The 26,316-nt window shown below is 59.1% G+C and carries 22 protein-coding genes; 10 read left to right on the top strand and 12 right to left on the bottom strand.

Going from position 1 to position 26,316, the window contains the following annotated elements; translation table 11 throughout:
* Window positions 1-51: 51 nt before the first annotated feature.
* Genes ACMYSN_RS02750 through ACMYSN_RS02735 form a run of 4 tightly spaced genes read left to right on the top strand, consistent with a single transcriptional unit; the run spans window position 52 to window position 3,725 of the window.
* A complete protein-coding gene (locus tag ACMYSN_RS02750) occupies window positions 52-1,434 on the top strand; it encodes a Rieske 2Fe-2S domain-containing protein (RefSeq protein WP_462496926.1) in 1,383 nt (460 codons plus the stop codon).
* Window positions 1,434-1,919 carry a benzoate 1,2-dioxygenase small subunit gene (gene benB, locus ACMYSN_RS02745; RefSeq protein WP_434586982.1) on the top strand — a complete coding sequence of 162 codons (486 nt, stop codon included), beginning with the start codon at window positions 1,434-1,436 and terminating at the stop codon, window positions 1,917-1,919. Before ACMYSN_RS02750 ends, benB begins: the two co-directional genes overlap by 1 nt.
* Window positions 1,920-1,928: 9 nt before the next feature.
* Window positions 1,929-2,942 carry a benzoate 1,2-dioxygenase electron transfer component BenC gene (gene benC / locus ACMYSN_RS02740; RefSeq protein WP_462496925.1) on the top strand — a complete coding sequence of 338 codons (1,014 nt, stop codon included), beginning with the start codon at window positions 1,929-1,931 and terminating at the stop codon, window positions 2,940-2,942.
* 9 nt (window positions 2,943-2,951) lie between these two features.
* Window positions 2,952-3,725: a 1,6-dihydroxycyclohexa-2,4-diene-1-carboxylate dehydrogenase gene (locus ACMYSN_RS02735; RefSeq protein WP_462496924.1), complete on the top strand. Its 774-nt coding sequence runs from the start codon at window positions 2,952-2,954 to the stop codon at window positions 3,723-3,725.
* Here ACMYSN_RS02735 and yddG read toward each other — a convergent pair.
* On the bottom strand, window positions 3,722-4,600 hold the full coding sequence (gene yddG, locus ACMYSN_RS02730) for a drug/metabolite transporter permease (protein WP_462496923.1): 879 nt from the start codon (window positions 4,598-4,600) through the stop codon (window positions 3,722-3,724). The genes ACMYSN_RS02735 and yddG overlap by 4 nt on opposite strands.
* Window positions 4,601-4,823: 223 nt before the next feature.
* On the opposite strand from yddG, the gene fdnG reads away from it, so the two are divergent.
* The 3 genes from fdnG to fdnI are packed head-to-tail and all read left to right on the top strand — an operon-like array spanning window position 4,824 to window position 9,428.
* Window positions 4,824-7,871 (top strand): molybdopterin-binding domain-containing protein, encoded by a 3,048-nt coding sequence (gene fdnG / locus ACMYSN_RS02725; RefSeq protein WP_462496922.1) that lies wholly within the window; start codon window positions 4,824-4,826, stop codon window positions 7,869-7,871.
* Between the two features lie 11 nt (window positions 7,872-7,882).
* Window positions 7,883-8,767, top strand: coding sequence for a formate dehydrogenase subunit beta (gene fdxH, locus ACMYSN_RS02720; protein ID WP_462496921.1), 885 nt, complete (start codon window positions 7,883-7,885; stop codon window positions 8,765-8,767).
* The gene (fdnI, locus tag ACMYSN_RS02715) at window positions 8,760-9,428 is read left to right on the top strand and encodes a formate dehydrogenase-N subunit gamma (RefSeq protein ID WP_123754254.1); all 669 of its coding nucleotides are present in this window, start codon (window positions 8,760-8,762) and stop codon (window positions 9,426-9,428) included. The genes fdxH and fdnI overlap by 8 nt, the downstream gene beginning before the upstream one ends.
* A 76-nt stretch (window positions 9,429-9,504) precedes the next feature.
* On the opposite strand, the gene ppk2 is transcribed toward fdnI, so the two are convergent.
* The gene (ppk2, locus tag ACMYSN_RS02710) at window positions 9,505-10,323 is read right to left on the bottom strand and encodes a polyphosphate kinase 2 family protein (protein WP_462496920.1); all 819 of its coding nucleotides are present in this window, start codon (window positions 10,321-10,323) and stop codon (window positions 9,505-9,507) included.
* 302 nt (window positions 10,324-10,625) lie between these two features.
* Between ppk2 and araJ the strand changes: the two genes are divergently transcribed.
* Window positions 10,626-11,795, top strand: coding sequence for an MFS transporter AraJ (araJ, locus tag ACMYSN_RS02705; protein ID WP_462496919.1), 1,170 nt, complete (start codon window positions 10,626-10,628; stop codon window positions 11,793-11,795).
* On the opposite strand, the gene ACMYSN_RS02700 is transcribed toward araJ, so the two are convergent.
* The 7 genes from ACMYSN_RS02700 to adhP form a co-directional block, all read right to left on the bottom strand.
* Window positions 11,792-12,886: an alkylhydroperoxidase domain protein gene (locus ACMYSN_RS02700; RefSeq protein ID WP_462496918.1), complete on the bottom strand. Its 1,095-nt coding sequence runs from the start codon at window positions 12,884-12,886 to the stop codon at window positions 11,792-11,794. The two genes, araJ and ACMYSN_RS02700, sit on opposite strands and share 4 nt — an antisense overlap.
* A gap of 8 nt (window positions 12,887-12,894) precedes the next feature.
* Window positions 12,895-13,884 carry an LLM class flavin-dependent oxidoreductase gene (locus tag ACMYSN_RS02695; RefSeq protein WP_462496917.1) on the bottom strand — a complete coding sequence of 330 codons (990 nt, stop codon included), beginning with the start codon at window positions 13,882-13,884 and terminating at the stop codon, window positions 12,895-12,897.
* Window positions 13,881-15,485 (bottom strand): ABC transporter ATP-binding protein, encoded by a 1,605-nt coding sequence (locus ACMYSN_RS02690; protein ID WP_462496916.1) that lies wholly within the window; start codon window positions 15,483-15,485, stop codon window positions 13,881-13,883. The genes ACMYSN_RS02695 and ACMYSN_RS02690 overlap by 4 nt, the downstream gene beginning before the upstream one ends.
* Window positions 15,482-16,333, bottom strand: a complete 852-nt coding sequence (locus ACMYSN_RS02685) for an ABC transporter permease (protein ID WP_462496915.1) — start codon at window positions 16,331-16,333, stop codon at window positions 15,482-15,484. Before ACMYSN_RS02685 ends, ACMYSN_RS02690 begins: the two co-directional genes overlap by 4 nt.
* Window positions 16,330-17,274 (bottom strand): ABC transporter permease, encoded by a 945-nt coding sequence (locus ACMYSN_RS02680; RefSeq protein ID WP_462496914.1) that lies wholly within the window; start codon window positions 17,272-17,274, stop codon window positions 16,330-16,332. Before ACMYSN_RS02680 ends, ACMYSN_RS02685 begins: the two co-directional genes overlap by 4 nt.
* 10 nt (window positions 17,275-17,284) lie before the next feature.
* Window positions 17,285-18,907 (bottom strand): TIGR04028 family ABC transporter substrate-binding protein, encoded by a 1,623-nt coding sequence (locus ACMYSN_RS02675; protein ID WP_462496913.1) that lies wholly within the window; start codon window positions 18,905-18,907, stop codon window positions 17,285-17,287.
* A gap of 182 nt (window positions 18,908-19,089) precedes the next feature.
* Window positions 19,090-20,100: an alcohol dehydrogenase gene (gene adhP, locus ACMYSN_RS02670; RefSeq protein ID WP_462496912.1), complete on the bottom strand. Its 1,011-nt coding sequence runs from the start codon at window positions 20,098-20,100 to the stop codon at window positions 19,090-19,092.
* A gap of 256 nt (window positions 20,101-20,356) precedes the next feature.
* Here adhP and ACMYSN_RS02665 point away from each other — a divergent pair, with 256 nt between their 5' ends.
* Together ACMYSN_RS02665 and ACMYSN_RS02660 are read left to right on the top strand one after the other, a co-directional pair.
* Window positions 20,357-20,956, top strand: a complete 600-nt coding sequence (locus ACMYSN_RS02665; RefSeq protein ID WP_462496911.1) for an inorganic diphosphatase — start codon at window positions 20,357-20,359, stop codon at window positions 20,954-20,956.
* A 201-nt stretch (window positions 20,957-21,157) separates the two neighbouring features.
* Window positions 21,158-22,138, top strand: coding sequence for a bifunctional helix-turn-helix transcriptional regulator/GNAT family N-acetyltransferase (locus ACMYSN_RS02660; RefSeq protein ID WP_462496910.1), 981 nt, complete (start codon window positions 21,158-21,160; stop codon window positions 22,136-22,138).
* A 23-nt stretch (window positions 22,139-22,161) separates the two neighbouring features.
* On the opposite strand, the gene ACMYSN_RS02655 is transcribed toward ACMYSN_RS02660, so the two are convergent.
* The 3 genes from ACMYSN_RS02655 to sra form a co-directional block, all read right to left on the bottom strand.
* Window positions 22,162-23,877, bottom strand: a complete 1,716-nt coding sequence (locus tag ACMYSN_RS02655) for an ABC-F family ATP-binding cassette domain-containing protein (protein ID WP_462496909.1) — start codon at window positions 23,875-23,877, stop codon at window positions 22,162-22,164.
* Window positions 23,878-24,231: 354 nt separating this feature from the next.
* A complete protein-coding gene (locus tag ACMYSN_RS02650; RefSeq protein ID WP_462496908.1) occupies window positions 24,232-25,929 on the bottom strand; it encodes an NAD-dependent malic enzyme in 1,698 nt (565 codons plus the stop codon).
* A gap of 173 nt (window positions 25,930-26,102) precedes the next feature.
* Entirely contained in the window at window positions 26,103-26,243 is a 141-nt protein-coding gene (gene sra, locus ACMYSN_RS02645; protein ID WP_123754269.1) for a stationary-phase-induced ribosome-associated protein, read from the bottom strand.
* Between the last annotated feature and the right edge of the window lie 73 nt (window positions 26,244-26,316).

Raw genomic sequence — 26,316 nt, 5'->3', positions numbered from 1 at the left:
TTATTCTTTCTGAACTCATTGATTCCTGAATTCTGCAGGAGGGCTAAGCTCATGCAAAAAACATTCACCCTGTTAAAAGATAAAATCAGCAATGCCTTAATTGTTGATCGCCAGAATCATATATATCGCTGCCACCGTTCGATCTTCACCGACGAGCAGTTATTTGATTTTGAAATGAAGCATATATTTGAAGGTAACTGGGTATTCCTCGCTCATGAAAGCCAGATCCCGGAAGCGGGCGATTATTTTACTCTGACGCTGGGGCGTCAGCCGGTGATTATTACCCGCGATAAAAAAGATCAGCTGCATGCTTTAATTAACAGCTGCGCCCACCGTGGTGCGATGTTATGTCGGCGCAAAACCGGCAATAAAAACTCGTTTACCTGTCCGTTCCACGGCTGGACCTTCAGCAATAACGGCAAACTGCTGAAAGCCAAAGATGAAAATACCGGCGGCTATCCCGACAGCTTTAAACATGAAGGATCGCACGATCTTAAAGCTTTGCCGCGCTTCCAGTCGTATCGTGGTTTCTTATTCGGTAGTCTCAGCGATGACGTACAGCCGCTGGAACAGTATCTCGGCGAAACCTGCAAAATTATCGATCTGATGGTCGACCAGGCCGCAGAAGGGCTGGAGGTCCTGAAAGGCTCCTCGAGCTATGTCTACGAGGGTAACTGGAAGCTGGGAGCGGAAAACGGCGCCGACGGTTACCACGTCAGCGTGGTGCACTGGAACTACGCGTCCACCATGTCGCGCCGCAACTACGAGGCCGAAGGCACCCATTCCGTCGATGCCAACGGCTGGTCGAAGAGCCTCGGCGGCGGTTACGGTTTTGAAAACGGCCATATGCTGCTGTGGACCCGGGCGCTGAACCCGGAAGTGCGCCCGGTGTTTGCTCATCAGGCCCGCCTGCAGGCCGAGTTTGGCGAGCTTCGTGCCGACCAGATGGTCAACGAAACCCGCAACCTGTGCCTCTATCCCAACGTCTATTTAATGGATCAGTTCTCGACGCAGATCCGCGTGATCCGCCCGATTGCCGTCGATAAAACCGAAGTCACCATCTGGTGTTTCGCCCCCAAAGGGGAGTCGGACCAGGCGCGGGCGCTGCGTATCCGCCAGTACGAAGATTTCTTCAACGTCAGCGGCATGGGGACGCCGGACGACCTCGAAGAGTTCAGCGCCTGCCAGCGCGGCTATCTTGGCGAGAATCTGGCATGGAGCGACCTCAGCCGCGGGGCGCTGCACTGGGTCGATGGCCCGGATGAGCACGCGCAGCACGCCGGATTTACCCCGCTGCTGAGCGGCGTCAAGTCGGAGGATGAAGCGCTGTATATCGCTCATCACCACCACTGGCAAAACGTGATGCTGGCGGCGCTGGACAAAGAGCAGCAGCGCTACGAGCAATCCATTACCCAACGCGTGGAGGTGGTGTGATGCTGAGCCTCGAACAAGTTCGCCAGTTCCTCTATTACGAAGCCCGCCTGCTGGACGACCGTCAGTGGGACGAGTGGCTGACCTGCTACAGCCCGAAAGTGGTGTTCTGGATGCCGGCCTGGGGCGACGACGACAAGTTGACCCGCGACCCGCAGCGCGAAATCTCGCTGATCTACTACCCGAACCGTGACGGGCTGGAAGACCGCGTATACCGGATTAAAACCGAGCGCTCCGGCGCCAGCACGCCGGAACCGCGGACCACCCATATGATCAGCAATGTGGAGCTTCTCGGCGAGAACCCGCAGGGCATCGAAGTGCGCTACAACTGGGTCACCTACAGCCACCGCTACCAGCACACCGATGCCTATTTTGGCTCGACCTGCTGCACCCTGACGGAAGTGGACGGCAAACCGCAAATCCTGCGCAAAACGGTGCGTCTCAATAACGACTACATCCGCCAGGTGATTGACGTTTACCATATTTAAGAGGTGGTTATGTTTACTATCGCGCTCAATTTTGAAGATGGCATCACTCGGTTTATTCACTGCAATGCCGGGGAGAAGGTGCTGGATGCCGCCTATCGCCAGAAGGTTAATCTGCCGATGGACTGCTCGGACGGGGTCTGCGGCACCTGTAAATGCCACTGCGCCAGCGGCGAGTACGGCATGGGGGATGACTATCTGGAGGAGGCGCTGAGCGAGGACGAGGCCGAGGCCCGTCAGGTGCTGACCTGCCAGATGGTGCCCACCAGCGACTGCATCATTGATGTCCCGGTCGCGGCGGCGCAGTGCAAAACCGCCCTGAGCAGCATCGGCGCAGAGGTCATGGAGGTCACTCTGCTGTCGGATACCGCCATTGAACTGGTGGTGCAGCTGGACGAGGCGCTGGCCTTTTTACCGGGGCAATACGTGTCGATTCAGGTGCCGGGAACCCCCCACAGCCGCGCCTATTCCTTCAGTTCGCTGGCCGGCGAGCGTGAAGGGCGCTTCCTGATCCGCAACGTCCCCGGCGGCATGATGAGCCAGTGGCTGATCCAAAAGGCGCAGCCGGGCGATCGCCTGACCCTGAGCGGCCCGATGGGCAGTTTCTACCTGCGCAACGGCGAACGTCCGCTGCTGTTGCTGGCGGGCGGTACCGGCCTGGCGCCGCTGCTGTCGATGCTGCACACCCTGGTGCGGCAAGGCAATACCCGTCCGGTGACGCTGCTGTACGGTGTGACCCGGGATTGTGACCTGGTGAAAACCGAGGCGCTGGAGGCCTTTGTTGGCCAGCTGCCGGGCTATCGCTGGCTGCCGGTGGTGGCCGATGAGCACAGCGCCTGTCCGCAGCGCGGCTTCGTTACCGAGCATCTTGATGAGGCGATCCTCAACGACGGCGATGTGGACATTTACCTGTGCGGCCCGCCGCCGATGGTTAACGCGGTATCCACCGCGCTACGTGAACGGGGAATTAACCCTGCCGGTTTCTGGTATGAGAAATTTAACGCCAGCCAGAGTGCGGCGGCATAAGGAGTGGGTATGCGTTTTCAACATAAAGTGGTGGCGATCACCGGCGCTGCGCAGGGCATTGGGCGCCAGACCGCCGAGCAGGCCGCGCGCGAAGGGGCGACGCTGTTGCTGATTGACCGCTCGAGCTATGTTCACGAGCTGGCGGCCACGCTGGTGCAGCAGGGCAGCGAAGTGCTGGCACTTGAGGCGGATCTTGAACAGTGGGATAGCACCGAGCAGGCGTTTGCCGCCGGCGTTGCCCATTTCGGTCGCCTCGATGTGGTGATCAATAACATCGGCGGCACGATTTGGGCGCGACCGTTTGCTGAGTATCAGCCGGACCAGATCGAAAAAGAGATCCGTCGCTCACTGTTTCCGACTCTGTGGGGCTGTCGGGCGGCGCTGCCGTGGATGCTGAAACAGGGGAAAGGCAGCATTGTGAACGTCTCGTCTGTCGCCACGGCGGGAGTTAACCGGGTGCCGTACTCTGCGGCGAAAGGCGGGGTCAATGCCCTGACCCGCTCCATTGCCATGGAGTACAGCCACAGTGGGATCCGCATCAACGCCGTGGCGCCGGGCGGTACCGATGCTCCGGCGCGGGTGACGCCGCGCAACAGCGAAACGCCGACGGCGCAGGAGCAGGCATGGTATCAGCAGGTGGTCGATCAGACCGTCGACAGCAGCCTGATGCATCGCTACGGGACGCTGGCGGAACAGGCGAACGCGATCCTGTTTCTCGCCAGCGATGAGGCCAGCTATATCACCGGGGTGACGCTACCGGTGGCCGGCGGCGACCTCGGCTAGCGCCGGGTGGCGGACCAGCAGAGCAGGGAGCCGGCGCAGACCATGCCGGCTCCCTGCCAGAATGACCAGGATAACGCCGCACTGAGCAGCACTGCCGCCAGCGCCGACGAGAGAACCGGGGTAAAATAAGAGGCGGCGGCCAGCAGGCTGACGTTGCCATTAAGGATCCCGACGTTCCAGGCGGCATAGCCAAAACCTAACGCCACCGCACACATCACCAGCTTAATCACCACCGGCCAACTGAACAGCATCGGCGGTTGCTCGCTGAACAGGAATTTCAGCCACAGGGTCAGGGCGGTTAATAAGACAAACAGGGTAATGCCGTTGTGGCCTTTCGCATATTTGGCGGTGACCGTGCAATAGGTCGCCCAGATAAAGGCGCCAATAAACGCCAGAATATAGCTCAGGGGGCTGGAAATGACGTTGCGGGAAATTTCATCAACATTCAGACCGTGCTCACCGCCTAATACCCAGACGACCCCAAGTAGCGCCAGCAGCAAGCCGGGAATAATCAGCCAGTTTGTTTTTTGGCGATTAAACAAAATGGCAAATAAAATGGTCAGGCTGGGCCAGAGATAATTCACCATGCCGACTTCAATGGCCTGCTGGCGGCTGCCGGCAAAGCCCAGAGACAGCGCCAGACACAGCTCATAGCAGACGAACAGTACGCTGCCGGCCAGCAGATAGGGGCGCGGGATCTGCCGCAGCCGGGGAAAACCGACGGTCACCAGCAGCAATAACCCGCTGAGCGTATAAATCATTGCCGCGCCGCCCACCGGGCCTAACCCTTCGCTGACCCCACGAATTAAACCAACCATCGTACTCCATAGCACAATGGCGGCCAGGCCGATCAGCGTTGCTTTTTTCTTTTCCATGTCCAACCAGACAGCAATATTTATCAAGAGTCGATTTATAACATTTTTTTATTCGCTGTGGCCCCTATTTTCCATTCGGCGTAATACCTAGGGAGTAAGCAACTCCGGCGCCCCTGACTATTAAGGGGGCGTCGCTTTTCGACATTGATTTGACGCAAAAAAAACGCCGACATTGCTGTTAATTTCCCTGGCGATAAACATGCATCCTGAAGGGAGAAAACCAATGGACGTCAGCCGCAGAAGGTTTTTCAAAATCTGCGCAGGCGGTATGGCCGGAACCACTGCTGCTGCGCTGGGATTTGCACCCAAAATGGCACTGGCTCAGGCGCGAAATTATAAATTATTGCGCGCCAAAGAGATCCGCAACACCTGCACATACTGCTCCGTGGGCTGCGGGCTATTAATGTATAGCCTGGGCGACGGCGCGAAGAACGCTAAAGAAGCAATTTACCATATCGAAGGGGACCCGGATCATCCGGTGAGCCGGGGCGCGCTCTGTCCGAAAGGCGCGGGGCTGCTCGATTATGTGCACAGTGAAAACCGTCTGCGTTACCCGGAATACCGCGCGCCAGGATCGGATAAATGGCAGCGCCTCTCCTGGGATGAGGCCTTCAGCCGCATCGCCAGACTGATGAAAGCCGACCGCGATGCCCACTTTATCGAGACCAACGAGCAGGGCGTGACGGTCAACCGCTGGCTGTCTACCGGGATGCTGTGCGCCTCGGCGGCCAGCAATGAAACCGGCATGCTGACGCAGAAGTTTGTGCGATCCCTCGGCATGCTGGCGGTGGATAACCAGGCGCGCGTCTGACACGGACCAACGGTAGCAAGTCTTGCTCCAACATTTGGTCGCGGTGCGATGACCAACCACTGGGTTGATATCAAAAACGCTAACGTCGTAATGGTGATGGGCGGCAACGCCGCTGAGGCCCATCCGGTGGGATTCCGCTGGGCGATGGAGGCAAAAAACAATAACGATGCGACGCTTATCGTCGTTGACCCTCGTTTCACCCGTACCGCATCGGTAGCCGATATCTATGCGCCGATTCGCTCCGGCACCGACATTACGTTCCTGTCGGGGGTGCTGCTGTACCTGATTGAAAATAACGCCATCAATGCCGAATACGTCAGGCACTACACCAACGCCAGCCTGCTGGTGCGCGATGACTTTACCTTCGACGATGGCCTGTTCAGCGGTTATGACGCGGAAAAACGCCAGTACGATAAATCCTCGTGGAACTACCAGTTCGATGAGAACGGCTACGCCAGACGTGATGACACCCTGAACCACCCGCGCTGCGTGTGGAACCTGCTGAAACAGCACGTTTCCCGCTATACGCCGGATGTAGTGGAAAACATCTGCGGCACGCCGAAAGCCGACTTCCTTAAGGTGTGTGAAGTGCTGGCCTCCACCAGTGCGGCGGACCGGACGACCACCTTCCTGTATGCCCTTGGCTGGACCCAGCATACCGTCGGGGCGCAGAACATCCGCACCATGGCGATGATCCAGCTGCTGCTCGGCAACATGGGGATGGCGGGGGGCGGCGTCAATGCCCTGCGCGGACACTCCAATATCCAGGGTTTAACCGACCTCGGTCTGCTGTCGACCAGCCTGCCGGGCTACCTGACGCTGCCGTCGGAAAAACAGACCGATCTGCACAGCTGGCTGGCGGCCAATACCCCGACGGCAACCCGGCCCGATCAGGTCAACTACTGGAGCAACTATCCGAAGTTTGCGGTCAGCCTGATGAAATCGTTCTACGGCGACGCGGCGCAGAAAGACAACGACTGGGGCTTTAACTGGCTGCCAAAATGGGACCAGGCCTACGACGTTATCAAGTATTTCAACATGATGGATAACGGCAAGGTCTCGGGATATATCTGTCAGGGATTTAACCCGGTGGCCTCCTTCCCGGATAAAAACAAGGTCGTGCGTAGCCTCAGCAAGCTGAAGTACATGGTGGTTATCGACCCGCTGGTCACCGAAACCTCCACCTTCTGGCACAACCACGGTGAGATGAACGATGTGGATCCGGCGGCGATTCAGACCGAAGTGTTCCGTCTGCCTTCCACCTGTTTTGCCGAAGAGGACGGTTCGATTGCCAACTCCGGGCGCTGGTTGCAGTGGCACTGGAAAGGTCAGGACGCGCCGGGGGAAGCACGCAACGACGGCGAGATTCTGGCCGGCATTTACCACCGTCTGCGCGAGATGTATCGCCGCGAAGGTGGCAAGGGCGCCGAACCGCTGCTGAAGATGAGCTGGGACTATCATCAGCCGGATCATCCGCAATCGGAAGAGGTGGCGAAAGAGAACAACGGCTACGCGCTGGCAGACCTCTACGACAGCAACGGCACGCTGCTGGCGAAAAAAGGCCAGTTGCTGAACAGCTTCGCGCTGCTGCGTGACGACGGCACCACCGCGTCTTCGTGCTGGATTTACAGCGGCAGCTGGACGGCGCAAGGCAACCAGATGGCGAACCGCGATAACGCCGACCCATCGGGGCTGGGCAACACCCTGGGCTGGGCCTGGGCCTGGCCGCTCAACCGTCGGGTGCTCTACAACCGCGCTTCGGCGGATATCCACGGCAAGCCGTGGGACGCCAAACGGATGCTGATCCAGTGGGACGGCAGCCGCTGGAGCGGCAACGACATTCCGGACTTCAATAACGCCGCGCCGGGCAGCAATACCGGGCCGTTTATCATGCAGCCGGAAGGGCTGGGGCGTCTGTTTGCCCTCGATAAACTTGCGGAAGGGCCGTTCCCGGAACACTACGAGCCGATGGAAACGCCGCTGGGTACCAACCCGCTGCATCCGCAGGTGGTCTCCAGTCCGGTGGTGCGACTGTACGAGGAAGATGCCCGCCGTTTAGGCAAGAAGGATCGTTTCCCGTATGTCGGGACCACCTATCGCCTGACCGAGCACTTCCACACCTGGACCAAGCATGCGCGGCTTAACGCCATTGCCCAGCCGCAGCAGTTCGTGGAAATCAGCGAAGGCCTGGCGAAAGCGAAAGGTATTGCCAATGGCGATCGCGTGACGGTCAGCAGCCAGCGTGGCTTTATCCGCGCGGTGGCGGTGGTGACCCGGCGTCTGCGTACGCTGCAGGTCCACGGTCAGGAGGTCGAAACCGTCGGTATCCCGCTGCACTGGGGTTATGAAGGGGTGGCGCAAAAAGGCTATATCGCCAATACCCTGACGCCAAACGTCGGCGATGCCAACTCGCAAACGCCGGAGTATAAGGCGTTCCTGGTCAACATCGAGAAAGCGTAAGGAGCGACTTTATGGCGATGGAAACACAAGACATTCTCAAACGCTCCGCCACCAACCCGATAACCCCCGCGCCTCGTGCGCGGGACGATAAAGCGGAAGTGGCCAAGCTTATCGATGTGACCTCCTGCGTGGGCTGTAAAGCCTGCCAGGTGGCCTGCTCCGAGTGGAACGATATCCGCGACGAAGTGGGGCACTGCGTCGGGGTGTACGATAACCCCGCCGATCTGAGCGCCAAATCCTGGACGGTGATGCGCTTTAGCGAAACCGAGCAGAACGGCAAGCTGGAGTGGCTGATCCGCAAAGACGGCTGTATGCACTGCGAGGATCCGGGCTGCCTGAAAGCCTGTCCGTCCGCCGGAGCAATCGTGCAGTACGCCAACGGTATTGTCGACTTTCAGCAGGACAACTGTATCGGCTGCGGCTACTGCATTGCCGGCTGTCCGTTCAACGTGCCGCGCCTGAATAAGGCCGATAACCGGGTTTATAAATGCACCCTCTGCGTGGATCGCGTCAGCGTCGGCCAGGAGCCAGCCTGCGTGAAAACCTGCCCGACCGGTGCCATTCATTTCGGCAGCAAGAAAGAGATGCTGGAGGTGGCCCAGGCGCGGGTCGACAAGCTAAAAAAACGCGGCTATCTACAGGCGGGGCTGTACAACCCGCCAGGGGTCGGCGGTACCCACGTGATGTATGTGCTGCACCATGCCGACCAGCCGGAGCTGTATCACAACCTGCCGAAAGATCCGCAGATTGATACCAGCATTAACCTGTGGAAAGGGGCGCTGAAACCGCTGTCGGCGGCGGGCTTTATTGCCACCTTCGCCGGGCTTATTTATCACTACATCGGCATTGGCCCCAACAAGGAAGTGGATGACGACGAGGAGGAACATGATGCATAAATCGAAAATGATAGTGCGCACCAGGTTTATTGACCGCGCCTGTCACTGGACGGTGGTGATCTGCTTCTTTCTGGTGGCGCTGTCGGGGATTTCGTTCTTCTTCCCGACGCTTCAGTGGCTGACGGAAACTTTTGGAACGCCGCAGATGGGGCGCATTTTGCATCCCTTCTTCGGGGTGGCGATCTTCCTGGCGCTGATGCTGATGTTCGTGCGCTTTGTGAAGCATAACATCCCGGACAAGCAGGATATCCCGTGGCTTAAAGGTATCGTCGAGGTGCTGAAGGGCAATGAGCATAAGGTAGCCCGCGTCGGGAAATATAACGCCGGGCAGAAGATGATGTTCTGGACCATTATGAGCATGATTTTTGTGTTGCTGGTGACCGGGGTGATTATCTGGCGGCCTTATTTTGCCTCCTACTTCCCGATCCAACTGGTCCGCTACAGCCTGCTGATCCATGCGACCTCGGCGATTATTTTGATTCACGCCATCCTGATCCATATGTATATGGCGTTCTGGGTCAAAGGGTCGATTAAAGGGATGGTCGAAGGGAAGGTGAGCCGTCGCTGGGCGCAGAAACACCATCCGCGCTGGTACCGTGACGTCGAACGTCTGGAAGCGAAAAAAGAGAGCAGTGAAGGGATCGCCTCCCGGCGTTCCTGATCGTTATTTACGGCCTTCACGCCGCGCGTCCCGCCTCAGGCGTTAACCTTGAGGCGGGACGCCGTCGCGGGAGCCGTCAAAAATCCTCGCGAATAAAACGGAACGGATAGTCGGCGGTTTTCACTTTGCCGATTTTGCGTTTCGGTAATTTGACCGGTTCCGGATGCAGGCTCTTGTAAGGAATGTGCGACAGCATATGGGTAATGATATTCAGCCGGACGCGCTTTTTATCTTCCGAGCGGGCGACAAACCACGGCGCCCAGGCGGTGTCGGTGGCGGCAAACATCGCATCCCGGGCGAGGGTGTACTCATCCCAGCGGTTAAACGACTTGATATCCATCGGCGACAGTTTCCAGATTTTACGCCCGTCATTGATGCGATCCCGTAGCCTGCGCTCCTGCTCTTCCGGGGTCACTTCCAGCCAGTACTTCAGCAGGATAATCCCCGATTCCACCATCGAGCGTTCTACCAGCGGCGCGCCCTGCAGAAACTTCTCCACTTCATCATCGGTACAAAATCCCATCACCCGCTCGACGCCCGCCCGGTTATACCAACTGCGGTCGAAAATCACGATTTCCCCGGCCGCCGGCAGGTGCGGAATATAACGTTGGAAATAGAGCTGGGTTTTTTCTTTGTCGGTTGGCGCCGGAAGTGCCACCACCCGGAACACTCGCGGGCTGACCCGCTCGGTGATCGCCTTGATGGTGCCGCCTTTACCGGCGCCGTCGCGGCCTTCAAAGACGATGCAGACCTTGAGGCCCTGGCTGACCACCCATTGCTGTAATTTGACCAGTTCAACGTGAAGCTTTCGCAGCGCCTTTTCATAGGTTTTGTCGTCGAGAGGCTTCATGTTGCTGGCGCCGGCAACGCCCTTGGTCTTCTTTTTGTTTCCCATGGTTATCGCTCCATCAGGTGAGGGAATGGGACAGGTACTGTGTAAAGTGTAAGCAGCAACGGCGGTTTGCGCGGACTTTATTAGATTTCCACCGCTTAGCCCGAATGCCGGATGTCAACGGCAGCACTATGGACAAAACGGCCGGTGGCGCCGCCGCCGGTGCCGGCGGGCTGGCCCCTTACGGGCATGCAGGTATTGGGCTATTTTATGGACAATCGGGTCACCTCGTGTTTTTGTCTGGTCTGCCACTACGCGATGGTCAATAATGCCGGTCGCAAATCCAAAAACATGTGATGACCTGAATGAAAAAGACGATTTTTTCGCTGGCGCTGGGCACCTTTGGCCTGGGGATGGCGGAATTTGGCATTATGGGCGTGCTGCCGGAAATTGCCCATGATGTCGGGATCTCGATTCCCGCCGCCGGGAATATGATTTCGTATTATGCGTTTGGCGTGGTTATTGGCGCCCCGGTGATGGCGCTGTTTTCCAGCCGTTACTCCTTAAAGTCGGTCATGCTGTTCCTCGCCGCGCTCTGTATTCTCGGGAATACCCTGTTTACCTTCTCCTCCAGCTATCCGATGCTGGCGCTGGGTCGTCTGGTGTCCGGCTTCCCGCATGGGGCCTTTTTTGGCGTCGGGGCGATTATTCTGTCGAAGGTCGCGCCGCCGGGAAAAGTGACCGCGGCGGTCGCCGGGATGATTGCCGGGATGACGGTTGCCAACCTTATTGGCGTGCCCGCCGGGACCTGGCTCGGGCATCAGTTCAGCTGGCGCTATACCTTTATGGCCATCGCCCTGTTTAACGTGGCGGTGCTGGTGTCGATCCTCTGGTGGGTTCCGACCCTTTTCGACCGCTCGACGGCGCGTCTGCGGGAACAATTTCACTTTCTTAAATCACCGGCACCGTGGCTGATTTTTGCCGCAACCATGTTTGGCAACGCCGGGGTATTCGCGTGGTTCAGCTATATCAAGCCGTTTATGATCAACGTCTCCGGGTTCTCTGAAAACGCGATGATCGCCATCATGATGCTGGTGGGGCTGGGGATGGTCATCGGCAACCTGCTGAGCGGTAAAATATCCGGCCGCTTCAGCCCGCTGCAGATTGCCACCGTCACCGACGGCGGCATTGTGTTACTGCTGTTGCTGATCTTCCTGTTCGGCGGCGTGAAAACCGCCTCGCTGCTGCTGGCCTTCCTGTGCTGCGCCGGGCTGTTTGCGCTCGCCGCGCCGCTGCAAATCTTACTGCTGCAAAACGCGCGCGGCGGCGAAATGCTTGGCGCCGCCGGCGGACAAATCGCTTTTAATCTCGGTAGCGCCATCGGCGCCTTCTGCGGTGGAATGATGATCACCTACGGCTACGGCTGGAACGCGGTGACGCTCCCGGCGGCCTTGCTCTCCTTCCTGGCGATGACCTCGTTGCTGATATACGCCCGCTACCAGCGGGTACGCCTCGCGGCGGGCGTGGTCAGTTAAGCAATTTTCCACGGTTCGCCTAGGGTCAGCATCAACCGGTTGGCCCAGGCGAAGAACGCCGCCGATTGCAGTAAATCCAACTGAGCCAGGGTATCCAGACCCTGCTGCTCAAGCCCCGCAAGATGCGCGGCGTTCAGGGCTGGCGGCGTCACGGACAGGGCGGCGGCGAACTCGATTTGCGGCTGCCAGCGCGGCGACTGACCGTCGCTCAACCGTTCCCCCGGCGTTACTGCCAGCAGGGTATCAACAGCGGTCTCCTCTTTTGCCAGCTGCGCCGCCTTACGGGCATGCACCGACGCGCAATAAATACAGCCGTTCACCTTACTGGCGACCGTGGCGGCCAGCTCTCGCTCCGCGCGCGGCAGGCCGCCGGGTGTATAGAAGATGCCTTTGTCGGTCAGGGTGCGCTGCTCCAGCACCGGCTGATTGCGCGCCAGCAGACGAAAATATGGGGAGTCCGTGTGGCCAAATTTCGCCAGCGTCTGCTGTTCGGTATCGCTGAACTCCGCCAACGGTTTGGCATCCAGCCAGGGTTCCCAGTTCAGCTCCTCGCGGGTGAAATGCACCGGGGCTGGCTTGCCGCTGAGCGTGTGCGGCGTGGTGTGCCAGAAACCGGCGGCCACCGGGGTTGCGGCGCTGGCGCTGGTTTTGCCGTTTAGCAAGCGCAGGCCGTTAAGCAGCCGGCTCTGGAAACTGACGAACGCAATTAGCTGGGCGAGGGTGACGATGCCCCGCGAGGTCCAGCCGGCGCGGCTCAACGCCTGTATCGCCGCAGGCGTGGCTTCCACCGGCGTGAAGGTGAGCAGGCGGGCAAACGCCAGCGCCGGCGTCAGCCGCGCCGAGGTGGGATCGGCGAGGCCAAATCCGGCATAGTGGGCGGCCAGCGCGTCGGCCTGATGCAGCTTCGCCACTTTGGCGGCAATGGCGAAACGCTCATCCGGCGCAAAGTCCTCGTCCTGCTGGCTGAATAACACTTCATAGCTGCCCTGGGCATGGCGGGTTGCTGCCTCGCGCACGGCACGCGCCTCGGCCAATGGTGAATGCGGGGCGATCTCTGCCAGTTCGGCCAAAATATCCTGACTCAATGTCATGGTGACTCCTACCTTAGTTGCGGGGCGATATGCTGAGCGATCAGCTCAATGGAACGCAGGGTGTCGCGGTGCAATGGCTCAACGGAGTGCACCTGGAACGAAATATCGGTGACGCGGGCGAGGACGCTGTCCTGCGCCAGCGATGCCTGGACATGGTCGATATCACCGACGTGGGCGTCGAACTGTGACAGATGCTCTGTGACAGTGTCACCGATCACCTGATGGCCGGCAGCGTGATGGGCCGCCGCCTGTTGGCGTAACCCCGGTTCGGCGACCTGCAGGGCGTAGGCCTGACTGTCGGCCACAAAGGCGGTGCGCGAGGCAAGGATCCGCGGGGCGATACCGGTGGGCAGCGCCGCGAGATAGGCATCGATCAGCGGATTCTGGATCGCATCCAGCGTTAAGTCCGGCTGTCCGGGCGGGCGCGGCTGGGTCCGGGAGAGCATTAAACCGTGACCGGCCTGGCCGGCGCGAACGGCGCCGTCTATGGAAAAGGTCGCGATCCAGATCCGTTGTGCCAGCTGCGGCGCGGGAGGATAAAGATGATTGTCTGGATGGGCGAGGGAATCGCCGCGCCAGGCGCTGCGGATCAGATGCAGATTGTCGGCGAAGGCCGCCCCGCGCTGCTCGCTGGTTAAACCAAACGGCAGAAATGAGGTTGGCGTACCGCCGGAACCAAAACCAATCTCAAGCCGCCCGTCGGCTAATAAATCCAGCACCGCTGCGTCCTCGGCGACCCGCAGCGCATTTTCCATCGGCAGCGTAATAATGGCGGTACCGAGACGGATCCGCTCGGTCTGCGCTGCAACATGGGCAAGAAAAACCAGCGGTGAAGGCAGGCCGCCTTCCTGTTCGTGGAAGTGGTGTTGCGCCACCCATGCGCTGTCGAAGCCGAGGCGCTCGGCGTGACGAATCTGCTCGGTTGCCAGCCGGTAGCGCGCTTGCGGGGTGGCATGGTCCAGCAGGCGGGTGAAAAAGCCCAGGCGTTTACGCGTCATGCGATCTCCTTGCTGAGGGTGGATACGTGAGGGATGGCGGCGATGAGCTCGCGGGTATAGTCGTGCTGGGGCTGGCTGAACAGGCGGCTGACCTCGCCGGACTCCACCACCTGACCGGCGCGCAGCACCGTGACGCTCTGGGCGATGCGGCGTACCGTCGCCAGGTCGTGGGTAATAAACAGATAGCTCAGCCCCAACTGCTGTTGCAGCTGCTGAAGCAGAGCGAGGATCTGCGCCTGCACCGTAACGTCCAGCGCCGAGGTGGCTTCATCGAGGACCAGAATCGTCGGTTCGAGCACCAGCGCCCGGGCAATAGCCACCCGCTGACGCTGGCCGCCGGAGAGCTCGCGGGCGGTTCGCGTCAGCAGTTCTGGAGCCAGCGCGACCCGGGCGGCAACCGCCTCAACCCGGGCGCGGCGAAGGGCCGGAGGCAGCGGCTCAAAATTCTTCAGCGGCTCTTCGATAATCGCAAACAGCGTCTGGCGCGGGTCGAGGGAGGCGAACGGATTCTGATAGACGAACTGAATTTTGCGCCGGAGCTGGCGCTGTGCCTCGCGGCTTAAATGACCAGCGTCGATTCCGTCAATGGCGATGTGCCCGCCGTCGGCGCGCTCAAAACCCAACAGGATCCGCGCCAGCGTGGTTTTGCCCGAACCGGATTCGCCCACCAGGGCGTGAGTCGTGCCGCGTCTGACTTCAAAGCTGACCGCGTCCAGGGCCTGCAGCTGCCCGTTCCCGAGGGCAAAACGCTTACTGATATCGACGGCGCGGATCGCCGGGGTGCTCAGCGTATGCCGGCCCTTCACGCCGGCGTTCAGCCGCTCGCCTTGCAGATCGCTCAGCAGCTGGCGGGTATAGGCGTGCTGCGGGGTGCGCACTACGTCCGCCGTCAGACCCTGTTCCTGAATTTCTCCGTGGCGAAAGACCAGCAGTCGGTCGGCACGCTGGGCCGCCAGCGCCAGATCGTGGGTGACAAACAGCACCGCCGTTCCAGACTCCTGGCGTAGGGCATCAAGCAGGTCGAGAATGCGCTTTTGCACGGTGACATCCAGGGCGCTGGTCGGTTCGTCGGCAATAATCAAATCCGGTTTAAGGGCCACGGCGATGGCGATTAATACCCGCTGTTTCATGCCGCCGGAGAGCTGGTGCGGATACTGATTGAAGCGCTGTTCGGGGTGGCTGAGACCGACTTTGGTTAACAGCGTCAGCACCTGCTGTTTGCGCTCGGAGGCACTGGTTTTCTGATGCAGGCTGAGAATTTCTGCGACCTGAGTCCCGATGGTTTGCACCGGGTTCAGGGCATTACCGGGGTCCTGCGGGATCAGGCTAATGCGCGAGCCGCGCAGGCTATCGAGCCGCTTACCTGACCAGCGGCTGATATCCTCGCCGTTGATTTCAATGCATCCGCTGTCGCGCCGGGCGTTATCTGCCAGCAGGCCGATAATGGCCTGGGCGGTGGTGGTTTTTCCGGAACCGGATTCGCCGACCAGGGCCAGCATTTCGCCGGGGTTGAGGGTGAAGCTGACGTTATGCACCACTTCCTGCCAGCGCTGATGCGAGCGGTAGCTGATGCGCAGATTCTCCACGCGTAATACGTTCATGAGCGCTCTCCGGTAAATTGACGGCTGATGCGGTTTGCCGCCAGCACCACGGCGATCACCGCTACGCCGGGGAAGGTGGTCAGCCACCATGCGGTCGACAGATAGTTCCGTCCTTCGGCAATCAGCAGCCCCCATTCCGGCACCGGCGGCGGGGTGCCGTAGCCGAGAAAGCTCAGGGTGGAGAGGGCGAGGATCGCCTGACCAAACTGCAACGTGGCGAAGGCCAGCACGGCGGTCAGAGAGTTGGGCAAAATATGCCGCCAGAACACGGCGAAGAAGGTGCCGCCGCTGCCGAAGGCCGCCTCGACGTAGTCGCTGTGGCGCACGCGGACCACTTCCGCACGCGCCAGACGGGCAAAACTGGCCACGGAGGCGGCCCCGACGGCAACCGCCGCGTTGACGGTGCCGAAACCGAGCAGAATGATCACCGTTAATGACAGCAGCAGCGACGGAATTGCCAGTAGTACATCAACCAGCCGCATCACCAGCGATTCGACGCGTCCGGCAGCAGCACCGGCCAGGGTGCCGAGGGTAGTGCCGACCAGCAGCCCAATGGCGACCGCCGCCATCGCCGCGGAAAGGGAATGTACCGCGCCATAGACGATCCGTGTCCACAGGTCGCGCCCGAGCTGGTCAGTGCCCAGCCAGTGCGCCGCCTGCGGTGGCAGACGCTGGGCGCCAGCGATGCCCTCCAGCGGATCTCCGGCGCTGAACCACTGTGGCGCCAGCGCCATCAACAGCGCGAGGATCATCACGCTCCAGGCCAGCCATAATCCCGGACGCCAGCGTAGCGGCTGGCGCAGCGGCGCCCGTCGACGGACGGCAGTGGCGTAATCAACAAGGCTCATACTACTCCTCCGGCGACGGTGTTCAGCCGAGGATCGAGCAACGGCATCAGCAGATCCACCAACAGGTTAATCAACACAAAGGCGAGGGCGGAGATCATCACCACCGCCTGTAACACCGCGATATCCTGATTGTTGACCGCCTGCTGGGTCAGTTGACCCAGGCCGCCGCGGCCAAACACGGTTTCGGTGATTAAGGCGCCGGCAATCAGCTCTCCCAGCAGCAATCCGGCAATATTTAACACCGGCAGCAGGGCATTACCGGTGACGTGTCGCCACAGGACGGCGGTTTCGCTCATTCCTTTGGCGCGGGCGACGGCGACAAACGGCTGGGCGGCTACCTGGTCCATACTGCGCATCAGAATCTGCGCCAGCGGAGCGGAAATGGGCACCGCGACGGCAATAACCGGCAGAATCAACCCCTGTAACGGCCCCGGGTTGATCACCGGGATCCAGCGTAGCTGGAAGGAGAAGAGCTGAATCAACGCGATGCCTAACCAGAAGGTCGGCAACGAAATAAACAGCACCGGTAAGGATTGCAGGGCATTGCTCAGCCAGCGCAGGCCCGGCAGGCGGGCGGCAAAGGCCAGGCTGAACGCCAGCGCGATGGCGAGGATAAACGCCGGGACCGCCAGGCTCAGCGTATCCGGCAGGTTGCTGGCAAGCAGGGTGCTGACCGCGATCCCCGCCTGTAACGAATAGCCGAAATCCCCCTGCAACATCGCCGCTAAGGTGTGAAAATACTGGCGCCAGAGCGGGCTATCGGCCCCGTAGGCAAGGCGCATTTCGGCGATTTGTGCCGGACTGAGGCCGAGATCCGGATTCTGGAATTTGATCAACACCGCATCTCCCGGCAGCACCTGCAGCAGCACGAAGGAGAGGGTGAAGGCCGCCCACAGCACCAGTAAACCGGAGCCGAGACGTCGCAGAAGGTGGTGGCTCATTCGAGGCTCCTTAGTGCTTTTCCAGCCACGCGCCGTAGAACGACGGGCGGCCTACGGCTTCGAAACTGACGCCTTGCACCCAGGGTGCGCCGGCAAAGACCTGCGGCTCTTCAAAGATCGGGATCACGTAGGCGTTATCCAGCAGATAGCGTTGGGCCTCTCTGGTCAGCTGCAGCCGCTTTGGCGTATCGACTTCGGCGGAAATGGCGGTCAGCAGATCGTTGAGCTTGTCGTCACGGAACTGCTGCACCTTGTCACTGGAGCCACCCCGTTGCAGCAGGGCGTCGCGGTTGGCCGGGAAGAACATGCTTTTCACCACGTCCGGGTCCGCACGGCCGACTTCCGACACCGTCAGCGGGGTCTTCAGCGGGTCAAGATTATCGATAACCCGACTGCCGGCGTCGCCGGCTTTCACGCTCAGCGCGACGCCGACCTGGCGCCACTGCTGGGCAATCAGCTGCAGCACCTCTTTGTTTTGCGGCTGCGGCAGAGATTCATAGACCGTCAGCGCCAGGCGCTGGCCGGCTTTCTCCCGGATGCCGTCGGCGGCCGGTTTCCAGCCGGCCTCATCGAGCAGCTGACGGGATTTGGTCTGATCGAAGGTCAGCTTGTCGCTGAGATTAACGTAGCCCGCCGCCGTGCTGGCGAGCACCGACGTGGCCTGCGGATAGTTAGCGGAGAACAGGGTTTCGACCACCTGTCTGGCGTTGGTGGCGTGCAGTAACGCCTGACGCACGCGCAGGTCAGCAACCAGCGGGTTATCGGGGCGGAAGCTCAGGCTGTCGTTGACCCCACGGGTCGGCGCGGCATATACCCGCAGGCCCTGATCGGTGGTCTGTTTCTCATCATAGGCCTGAACCTGACGGATAAATCCGGCCTGACCCGCCAGCAATGCGCCGATACGGACGCTATCTTCCGGCGTGACGATAATGGTGATCCCGTCGAGATTGGCCGGCCCCTGTTGCGCCAGGTTTTTCGGCCCCCACTGGTAATCCTTGCGGGCGACCAGGGTCAGTTCGCGACCCGGCTTTTCATCTTTGACCACGAAGGGCCCGGATCCGATAATATGGCGCGCATCGCCAAGCTCGTCGAAATTACGCTGCAGGGTGCTGAGGGAAACCAGCCCGGAGCCGATGGTGGCGGTGCCCTGCAGGAAGCCTGGAGATGGTTTTTTAAAGTAGAACCTGACCGTCAGCGGATCGATAACTTCGCTGTGGTCGTAATTATTGATGACTTCCGAGACCGGCAGACGCTGGGCCTTATTGCCGAGGCCGTAGGTATCGAAATTTTTGGCGACCGCGTTAGCATCCAGCGGCGTGCCGTCGGAGAAGGTCACGCCGGGACGCAGGGTAAAGGTGTATTCGGTTTTGTCGGCGTTGGTGACCCAGCTTTGTGCAATCCACGGTTCGACATCCAGGGTCTTCGGGTTTTGCCAGGTCAGCTTATCGGTGATCTGGTTAAGGATCCCGCCGTTGGGGTAGAAGCCCCCGGCTGGCGGATAGAGATTGGTATGCGGTTGTTGCTCCAGATAGACTAATGTGCCCCCTTTGACCGGCGTGGCAGCGCCCCAGGCGGAACAAGCAGCGGAAAAAATGAGGGCTGCCAACGCGGGCAGGCGAACACGGCTTTGCATGGTGAATTCCTTTGTTATCTATTGTCTTGCCATCATCGGGTGCGGCTAAAAACAAAGGAACCAAGGAATTGCGCTAAGCATTTGCGGAAAAGGCATTTGCCGCGTTGGGGGAATATCTGCTGCGGGCAGCGAACAACGCAGTGGGGTAAAACGGCCTCTCCCGGGCGGGAGAGGCGCGAGGATTAGCGGCGGAAGTCGATAACCATACGGCCGCGAATCTGTCCCTGTTCCATCTCTTTAAAGATAGCGTTGATATCGCCCAGCGGGCGCAGGGTCACTTTCGGTACCACTTTGCCTTCGGCGGCGAACTGGAAGGCTTCGGTCAGATCCTGACGGGTGCCGACCAGCGAACCAACCACTTCAATACCATCCAGCACCAGGCGCGGAATATTCAGGCTCATGGCTTCCGGCGGCAGGCCGACGGCCACCACGCGGCCACCGGCACGTACCGCGTCAACGGCAGAGTTAAACGCCGCTTTGGCGACGGCGGTAACCACCGCTGCCTGTGCGCCACCGGTTTTTTCCTGAATCACTTTCGCCGCGTCTTCGGTGCGGGAGTTAATGGTCAGGTCAGCGCCCATTTCGCTTGCCAGCGCCAGTTGCGCATCGTTGACGTCGATGGCGATGACTTTGGCATTAAAGACGTTTTTCGCATACTGCAGCGCCAGGTTGCCGAGGCCGCCGAGGCCGTAGATTGCAATCCATTGACCCGGTTTGACATGCGACACTTTCACCGCTTTATAGGTGGTAACCCCGGCACAGGTGATGCTGCTGGCAGCAGCGGAGTCCAGCCCGTCCGGTACTTTTACCGCGTAGTTGGCGGTGACGATGCACTCTTCAGCCATCCCGCCATCAACGCTATAACCGGCATTTTTGACCGAGCGACACAGCGTTTCGTTGCCGCTGTTACAATAATCGCAGTGGCCACAGCCTTCAAAGAACCATGCCACGCTGGCACGGTCGCCTGGTTTCAGAGATGTGACGCCTGGGCCTACCTGCTGAACCACACCGACACCTTCATGGCCGAGAATGATCCCGGTGGTGTCGCCAAAATCGCCGTTTTTCACGTGCAGGTCGGTGTGGCACACGCCACAGCACTCCATTTTCAGCAAAGCCTCTCCGTGTTGCAGAGGGCGCAGTGTTTTTTCCGTTACATTGACCTGATGATCCTGGGTGACAACGGCTGCCTTCATATCTACTCCTTGAAATTTGAGGAAAAAATAGTGGTATTACTTAGGAATAATACTCATTAAGGATTACCCCATATGGCAGGGAATGCAAGCGCAGTAGTCAAATGTGTGGGTTTTGTCAGCACGGATAGTGAAAAAGATGGTTATCTCCCGCTCGCATGACTGTTAATAATGATGAAACACAAATGTCATTATTCTTTCATGGCTTATCGGCACGCTGTCAGCGACAAATTTCTTATAACGACAGAGTGATACAACAATGCATCTGGTAAAAACCATCTTCAGCGCTGCACTTTTCCTGTCTGCTGCCGTTCAGGCTGACAACATCCTTGATTTTCCACAGCCGGAGAACAATCCGGAAGAGTTCTACGCGGTCACCGAGATCCCGACCGGTGGGATTATCAAGTATGAGACCGACGCCAAAACCGGCTTTATTATTGCCGACCGTTTCCAGTCAATGCCGGTGGCCTATCCGGCCAACTATGGTTCACTGACCCAGTCGCTGGCGGGGGATGGCGATCCGCTGGACGTGGTGTTCTACACCCGCGCACCGATGGCACCGGGGACGCTGATCAAACTGCGGGCCATCGGCGTGCTGAAAATGATCGATGGTGGGGAGAAGGACGATAAGATAGTTGCGGTCCCGGCCAGCAAAATCGACCCGACCTATGACGACATCAAAAACATCAGCGACCTGCCGAAAATTGAGCAGGAACGCCTGCAGGCCTTTTTCCGCGTCTATAAGCAGTTACCGGATGGCCGCAAAAAAGTGGAGCTGAACGGTTTTAATGATGCCGACGCGGCGAAGCAGGAAATCAAACAGGCCTGGGATGCCTGGAAAGCCAAAAAACCGCAATAAGATAAAAACAGGCGTCTGACGGCGCCTGTTAACCACTCAATCTGCAAAGGCTACCGCCTGCCATTTTTTCTTCTGACTCGTTGGCGATAAGCCAGAATATCCCACCAGTACTGGGCCGGGTGCCGCCAGCCACGCCGGTTGACAGGGCAATATGAATAATGGTTGTATTGTACAACTATAAATAACCTTGCCACTACGCCAATGACTAATACACCGCTGATCAATGATATCCGCCGCGCCTCCCGCCTGATGGTTCGCGAACTCGGCTTTATGAATTCCACCCTTGCGGCAACCGAGTATTCACCCTCCGCCGTCCATACACTGCTGGAGATCGCCGGACACGGGGCGATAACCGCCGCGCAGCTGGTACAGATTCTGGGTCTTGAGAAATCGAGCGTCAGCCGCATGCTGTCGCGGCTGCTGGCGGCGGGGGAAATCGAGGAGAAAACCGCCGAGAACGACGCCCGCTTTAAGCAGCTTGAGCTGACGGACAAGGGCCGGGCAACGGTGGTAAGGATCAACGAATACGGCGCGATGCGGGTGGTTGACGCGTTGGCGCATCTCGACGCCGAACAGCAGATCAGCGTGGCGCAGGGGCTTAACGCCTACGCGCAGGCGCTGGCACAATGCCGCGACCAGCCGCTGCAAGAGACCGGAAAGCGCATTGAGATCGTCACCGGCTATCATCCTGGGATGATTGGCCGTATCGCGCAGATGCACGGCGAATACTATGCCCGGAACTATAATTTTGGTCATTTTTTTGAGGGCAAAGTCGCCAGCGGCGTGGCGGAGTTTTCCCCACGGCTTAGCGCCGGGCGCAATCAAATCTGGCTGGCGATACACAACGGCACTATTGTCGGCTCGGTGGCCATCGATGGTGAAGACCTTGGCGATAACCAGGCCCATCTGCGCTGGTTTATCCTTGATGATAGCTGCCGGGGCAGCGGCATCGGACGGCGCCTGTTGGCGGAGGCAATGGCCTTCTGCGATCGCCACGCCTTTGCGGGGGTGCAACTGTGGACCTTCAGCGGTCTGAACGCCGCGCGCAAGCTGTATGAATCCTTCGGATTTACGCTGTCTAAAGAGTGGCAGGGCGATCAGTGGGGGATGATGATGACCGAACAGCAGTTCAGCAGAATAATCCCCTCAGCCGTTGGTGATGAAAAGCCGGTTAAGGGGTGACCTTAACCGGCGGTCGTGCAGGATTATTGCAGTCTGGCATGAAGCGCAGCGATAGCCTCTCGCCATTGCGCCTGAAGCTGAGGTTTCTGGTGCTTCGGCTTGCGGGACAGATCTTCCGCCAGCCGTTGCTCCAGCACAATCAGCTGTTCCAGCAGAACGTCCTCATCTTCAGCAGGCGCTGCGGGTGCTGCCGCGCTATCAACGTGCATGGCGGGCGGGCGCGTCGTCTCGCGTAGCCGCGCGTAAATCTCGTCCGCGCTGTACCACTCGCTCAGTCCGTTGTCGTCAATCAACCAGAAGCGGTTACAGCTCTGGTCGATCAGCTGGCGATCGTGACTGACCAACAGCAGGCCGCCGGGATAGTCCCGCAGGCAGCCTGCCAGCGCCTCTTTACCTTCCATATCCAGATGGTTGGTCGGTTCATCCAGCAACAGCAGACTGTAGCGAGCCAGCGACAGGCCGACAAACAGCAGCCGCGAGCGCTCGCCGCCGCTGAGGGTACTGACCTTTTGTCCGTGACGACTCCAGCCAAAACCGGCGCCGATAAGCGACCGTTTGCGGGATTCCGCGGCGGGTTCAAAAGGTTCCAGCGCCTCCAGCAAAGTGGCGTTATCCGGCAACTGATGCAAAGACTGGTCATAGTAGCCGGGCTTCAGCCGGGGATGCAGGCTGAGTCCGTCAACCGCAACCGTCTCCTGCATCTGCCGCCACAGCAGGCGCAGCAGCGACGATTTGCCGCCGCCGTTACGCCCCATGATTGCCACCCGATCGCCGCTGCGCAGGCGCGCATGTTCGGCGGTGAACAGGGCAGGCAGGCCTGGGGCTGGAGCGACCGGGAGCTGCGAGATTTCAAGCAACCGGTCAGCGCGCAGCGCATCGCCGTTTAACACCAGTCGCCACGGGGTGCCGTTGGTCAGTTCGGTCTGGCTCACCTTCAGGCGGGTAACCTGCTTTTCCATCTGCTTGGCTTTGCGCGAGAGATCTTCGTTGTCATAAACCTGTCCCCAGGTCGCCAGCCGTCTGGCGCTGGCGCTGACGCGGTCAATTTCTCGCTGTTCAGCCTTATGACGCAGCGCGTCACTTTCATCCCGTTCCGCCAGCGCTTGCCGGGCGGCGGTGCAGGGCAGAGAGAAGGCGTGCAGGGTGTTGTCGCGCAGGATCCAACTGGTATTAGTTACAGCATCCAGTAAGAGGTTATCATGCGACACCACAACGAAACTCCCCTGCCAGTTTTGCAAGAAGCTTTCCAGCCACAACAAGGTCGGGAGATCGAGATGGTTGCCCGGCTCGTCCAGCAGTAACAGGTCCGGCTGTTGAATCAACGCCCGGGCCAGCAGCAGGCGGGTATGCTGACCACCGCTAAGCGTCGCGGCGCGCTGGCTGAATTCCGTGGCGATAAACCCCATCTCCGCCAGCAGCCGTTCAGCCTGCCAGCGCTGGCGTTCGCGTTCGGCGGCGGGCAGGCGTGCCAGCACCACCTCAACCAGAGGATGCTGCAGCAAATCTGTGGCGATATGCTGTTCAACCCTCGCCAGCAGGCAATGGTTTGCCCGCGCCACGCTGCCGAAATTCGGCGTCAACGTGCCGTCCAGCACCTGTAGCAGGGTGCTTTTGCCACAACCGTTGTGGCCTATCAGGCCAATACGGTCGCCTTTTTTCAGCGTAAAAGAGAGGTCGATGAAAAGCGGCCCGAATGCTGTTTCAACATGCAGGGATTGTGCGGTAAATAATGTACTCATCGTGAACTTACTCAAGAGTTACAGGCATAGAAATGCCTCGTCAAACATCGCTGACGATAACCCGGTAAGCCCGAGGGAAGGGAGTTAGTCTCTGGTGTCTTCGCTCAAGCCGAAGTTATCGCAGCACGATATCGATAACGCTTGAGCGGGTACGATGACCAAATGTCAGTGAAAAAGTCGATATTTCACGTAACAGCATGGGGTCCTCCTTATTTTATCCAGTGGGTTAATGGGTAGAGGCAGTGTAGAACTCCGGCCGGGGTTTGGCTAGCGACAAAAGATGGTGGGGGCGGGGCACAAAAAACGGGCCTGCAAGCAGGCCCGTTAAGCTTATCGAACGAGTACGGCGAACAATCAGATCGAGGTCCGGCGGTAGTTGCGGTACTCCGGCAGCCAGAAGTTATCGCTGATTGATTGCAGCAGCGCTTCGGCCGAAGTCTTGACCGCGACACCTTGCTCCTGGGCGACTTTCCCGACCGCAAAGGCAATGGCGCGCGAAACGGTCTGGATATCTTTCAGCTCTGGCAGCACCGGGCCTTCGCCGTTGTTTACCAGTGGCGAGTGTTTTGCCAGGGTTTCGCTGGCGGCCATCAGCATGTCTTCCGTGACTCTGGAAGCGCCAGAGGCAATAACCCCAAGACCGATACCCGGGAAGATATAGGAGTTGTTGCACTGGGCAATCACGTACTGCTTGCCTTTGAGGGTGACCGGCGCAAACGGGCTGCCGGTGGCAACCAGCGCTTCGCCGTCGGTCCAGCTCAGGATGTTCTGCGGCGTCGCTTCCACTCGTGAGGTCGGGTTCGACAGCGGCATCACGATCGGACGCGGGCAGTGTTTATGCATCTCGCGAATAATCTCTTCGGTGAACAGGCCCGGTTGGCCAGACACGCCGATCAGAATATTCGGTTTGACGTTACGCACCACGTCGAGCAGGGACAGAACTTCGTTGGTAGTGTCCCACTGCTGCAGGTTGTCGCGCTTCTGCACCAGCTTGCTCTGGAACGGCAGCAGATTAGGCATGGCGTCGGTCAGCAGGCCGAAACGGTCAACCATAAAGACGCGCTGGCGTGCTTCTTCTTCACTCAGTCCTTCACGCTGGATCTGCGCGATGATCTGCTCGGCGATACCGCAACCGGCAGAACCGGCGCCGAGGAAGACAATTTTCTGTTCGCTCAGTTGGCTTCCCGCACCGCGGCTGGCGGCAATTAGCGTACCGACGGTAACCGAAGCGGTACCCTGAATATCGTCGTTGAATGAGCAGATTTCATTGCGATAGCGGTTAAGCAGCGGCATGGCGTTTTTCTGCGCGAAATCTTCGAACTGCAGCAGAACGTCCGGCCAGCGGTGTTTAATCGCCTGGATCACGTCATCGACAAACTGGTAATAGTCGTCATCGGTAATACGCGGATGACGCCAGCCCATATACAGAGGATCGTCGAGCAGCTGCTGGTTGTTGGTGCCGACATCCAGCACGATCGGCAGCGTATAGGCCGGGCTGATACCGCCGCAGGTGGTATACAGCGACAGTTTGCCGATCGGGATCCCCATCCCGCCAATACCCTGGTCACCAAGACCGAGAATACGTTCACCGTCGGTGACGACGATAACTTTGACGTTGTGGTTCGGGACGTTTTGCAGGATATCGTCCAGGTTGTGGCGGTTCTGATAGGAGATGAAAACCCCGCGTGAGCGGCGGTAGATCTCGGAGAAACGTTCACAGGCCGCGCCGACGGTCGGGGTATAGATAACCGGCATCATCTCGTCGAGATGGTTGCCGATCAGGCGGTAAAACAGAGTTTCGTTGGTGTCCTGGATGTTGCGCAGGTAAATGTGTTTATCGATCTCAGTTTTAAATCCCTGGTACTGGATCCAGGCGCGTTCTGCTTGCTCTTCGATGGTCTCAACGACTTCTGGCAGCAGGCCCAGCAGGTTAAAGCTGCTGCGCTCTTCGATGCTGAAGGCGCTACCTTTGTTGAGAAGGGGGAATTCGAGCAGAACGGGGCCGGCGTAAGGGATATACAGAGAACGGTTTTTCTTATGGGTGAATTGCATCGCACTAACTCCTTGATGTTCACTTCAGACCGGGCGCGGCGATAAGCGTGCGGGCTGGCAGGGAAAGCAGCGGGGCAGATTATAGAGCAGATGCTATCAAAGAGGGGGAATTGTGTTAAAAAAACACCATCCTGACGAAAGGACGGTGTTTTTATCATCACTCAGCTGAAGAATTAGCCAGCGCGGCGTTTGCGGCCGGTGGCATGAGCATGGTTAATGGTGGTTTCACTCTCGCCGTCCAGCACCACTTTTTTCTGCTGGGAGAGCTTATAGTTCAGACCGAGAAGATGACGTGCATGGTGGTTCGATTTCATTCTTACTCCTTAATCCACTTCTGTTTCAAGGACAAGCCCGGCGTCGCCGGACGAAATGTAACCCTAAGAACGG

This window comes from Klebsiella sp. R445 (assembly GCF_051131755.1).
GTDB classification, from domain to species: Bacteria; Pseudomonadota; Gammaproteobacteria; order Enterobacterales; family Enterobacteriaceae; genus Klebsiella; species Klebsiella lignicola.
Note: the sequence above shows the minus strand (reverse complement) of the source record. Positions and strands in the feature narration are given on the sequence as shown.

What these genes read in the sequence shown, in the direction of transcription:
- ACMYSN_RS02750 (WP_462496926.1), top strand. Translation starts at nt 52, where the DNA reads ATGCAAAAAACATTCACCCTGTTAAAAGATAAAATCAGCAATGCCTTA.
- benB (WP_434586982.1), top strand. Translation starts at nt 1,434, where the DNA reads ATGCTGAGCCTCGAACAAGTTCGCCAGTTCCTCTATTACGAAGCCCGC.
- benC (WP_462496925.1), top strand. Translation starts at nt 1,929, where the DNA reads ATGTTTACTATCGCGCTCAATTTTGAAGATGGCATCACTCGGTTTATT.
- ACMYSN_RS02735 (WP_462496924.1), top strand. Translation starts at nt 2,952, where the DNA reads ATGCGTTTTCAACATAAAGTGGTGGCGATCACCGGCGCTGCGCAGGGC.
- yddG (WP_462496923.1), bottom strand. Translation starts at nt 4,600, where the DNA reads ATGGAAAAGAAAAAAGCAACGCTGATCGGCCTGGCCGCCATTGTGCTA.
- fdxH (WP_462496921.1), top strand. Translation starts at nt 7,883, where the DNA reads ATGGCGATGGAAACACAAGACATTCTCAAACGCTCCGCCACCAACCCG.
- fdnI (WP_123754254.1), top strand. Translation starts at nt 8,760, where the DNA reads ATGCATAAATCGAAAATGATAGTGCGCACCAGGTTTATTGACCGCGCC.
- ppk2 (WP_462496920.1), bottom strand. Translation starts at nt 10,323, where the DNA reads ATGGGAAACAAAAAGAAGACCAAGGGCGTTGCCGGCGCCAGCAACATG.
- araJ (WP_462496919.1), top strand. Translation starts at nt 10,626, where the DNA reads ATGAAAAAGACGATTTTTTCGCTGGCGCTGGGCACCTTTGGCCTGGGG.
- ACMYSN_RS02700 (WP_462496918.1), bottom strand. Translation starts at nt 12,886, where the DNA reads ATGACATTGAGTCAGGATATTTTGGCCGAACTGGCAGAGATCGCCCCG.
- ACMYSN_RS02695 (WP_462496917.1), bottom strand. Translation starts at nt 13,884, where the DNA reads ATGACGCGTAAACGCCTGGGCTTTTTCACCCGCCTGCTGGACCATGCC.
- ACMYSN_RS02690 (WP_462496916.1), bottom strand. Translation starts at nt 15,485, where the DNA reads ATGAACGTATTACGCGTGGAGAATCTGCGCATCAGCTACCGCTCGCAT.
- ACMYSN_RS02685 (WP_462496915.1), bottom strand. Translation starts at nt 16,333, where the DNA reads ATGAGCCTTGTTGATTACGCCACTGCCGTCCGTCGACGGGCGCCGCTG.
- ACMYSN_RS02680 (WP_462496914.1), bottom strand. Translation starts at nt 17,274, where the DNA reads ATGAGCCACCACCTTCTGCGACGTCTCGGCTCCGGTTTACTGGTGCTG.
- ACMYSN_RS02675 (WP_462496913.1), bottom strand. Translation starts at nt 18,907, where the DNA reads ATGCAAAGCCGTGTTCGCCTGCCCGCGTTGGCAGCCCTCATTTTTTCC.
- adhP (WP_462496912.1), bottom strand. Translation starts at nt 20,100, where the DNA reads ATGAAGGCAGCCGTTGTCACCCAGGATCATCAGGTCAATGTAACGGAA.
- ACMYSN_RS02665 (WP_462496911.1), top strand. Translation starts at nt 20,357, where the DNA reads ATGCATCTGGTAAAAACCATCTTCAGCGCTGCACTTTTCCTGTCTGCT.
- ACMYSN_RS02660 (WP_462496910.1), top strand. Translation starts at nt 21,158, where the DNA reads ATGACTAATACACCGCTGATCAATGATATCCGCCGCGCCTCCCGCCTG.
- ACMYSN_RS02655 (WP_462496909.1), bottom strand. Translation starts at nt 23,877, where the DNA reads ATGAGTACATTATTTACCGCACAATCCCTGCATGTTGAAACAGCATTC.
- ACMYSN_RS02650 (WP_462496908.1), bottom strand. Translation starts at nt 25,929, where the DNA reads ATGCAATTCACCCATAAGAAAAACCGTTCTCTGTATATCCCTTACGCC.
- sra (WP_123754269.1), bottom strand. Translation starts at nt 26,243, where the DNA reads ATGAAATCGAACCACCATGCACGTCATCTTCTCGGTCTGAACTATAAG.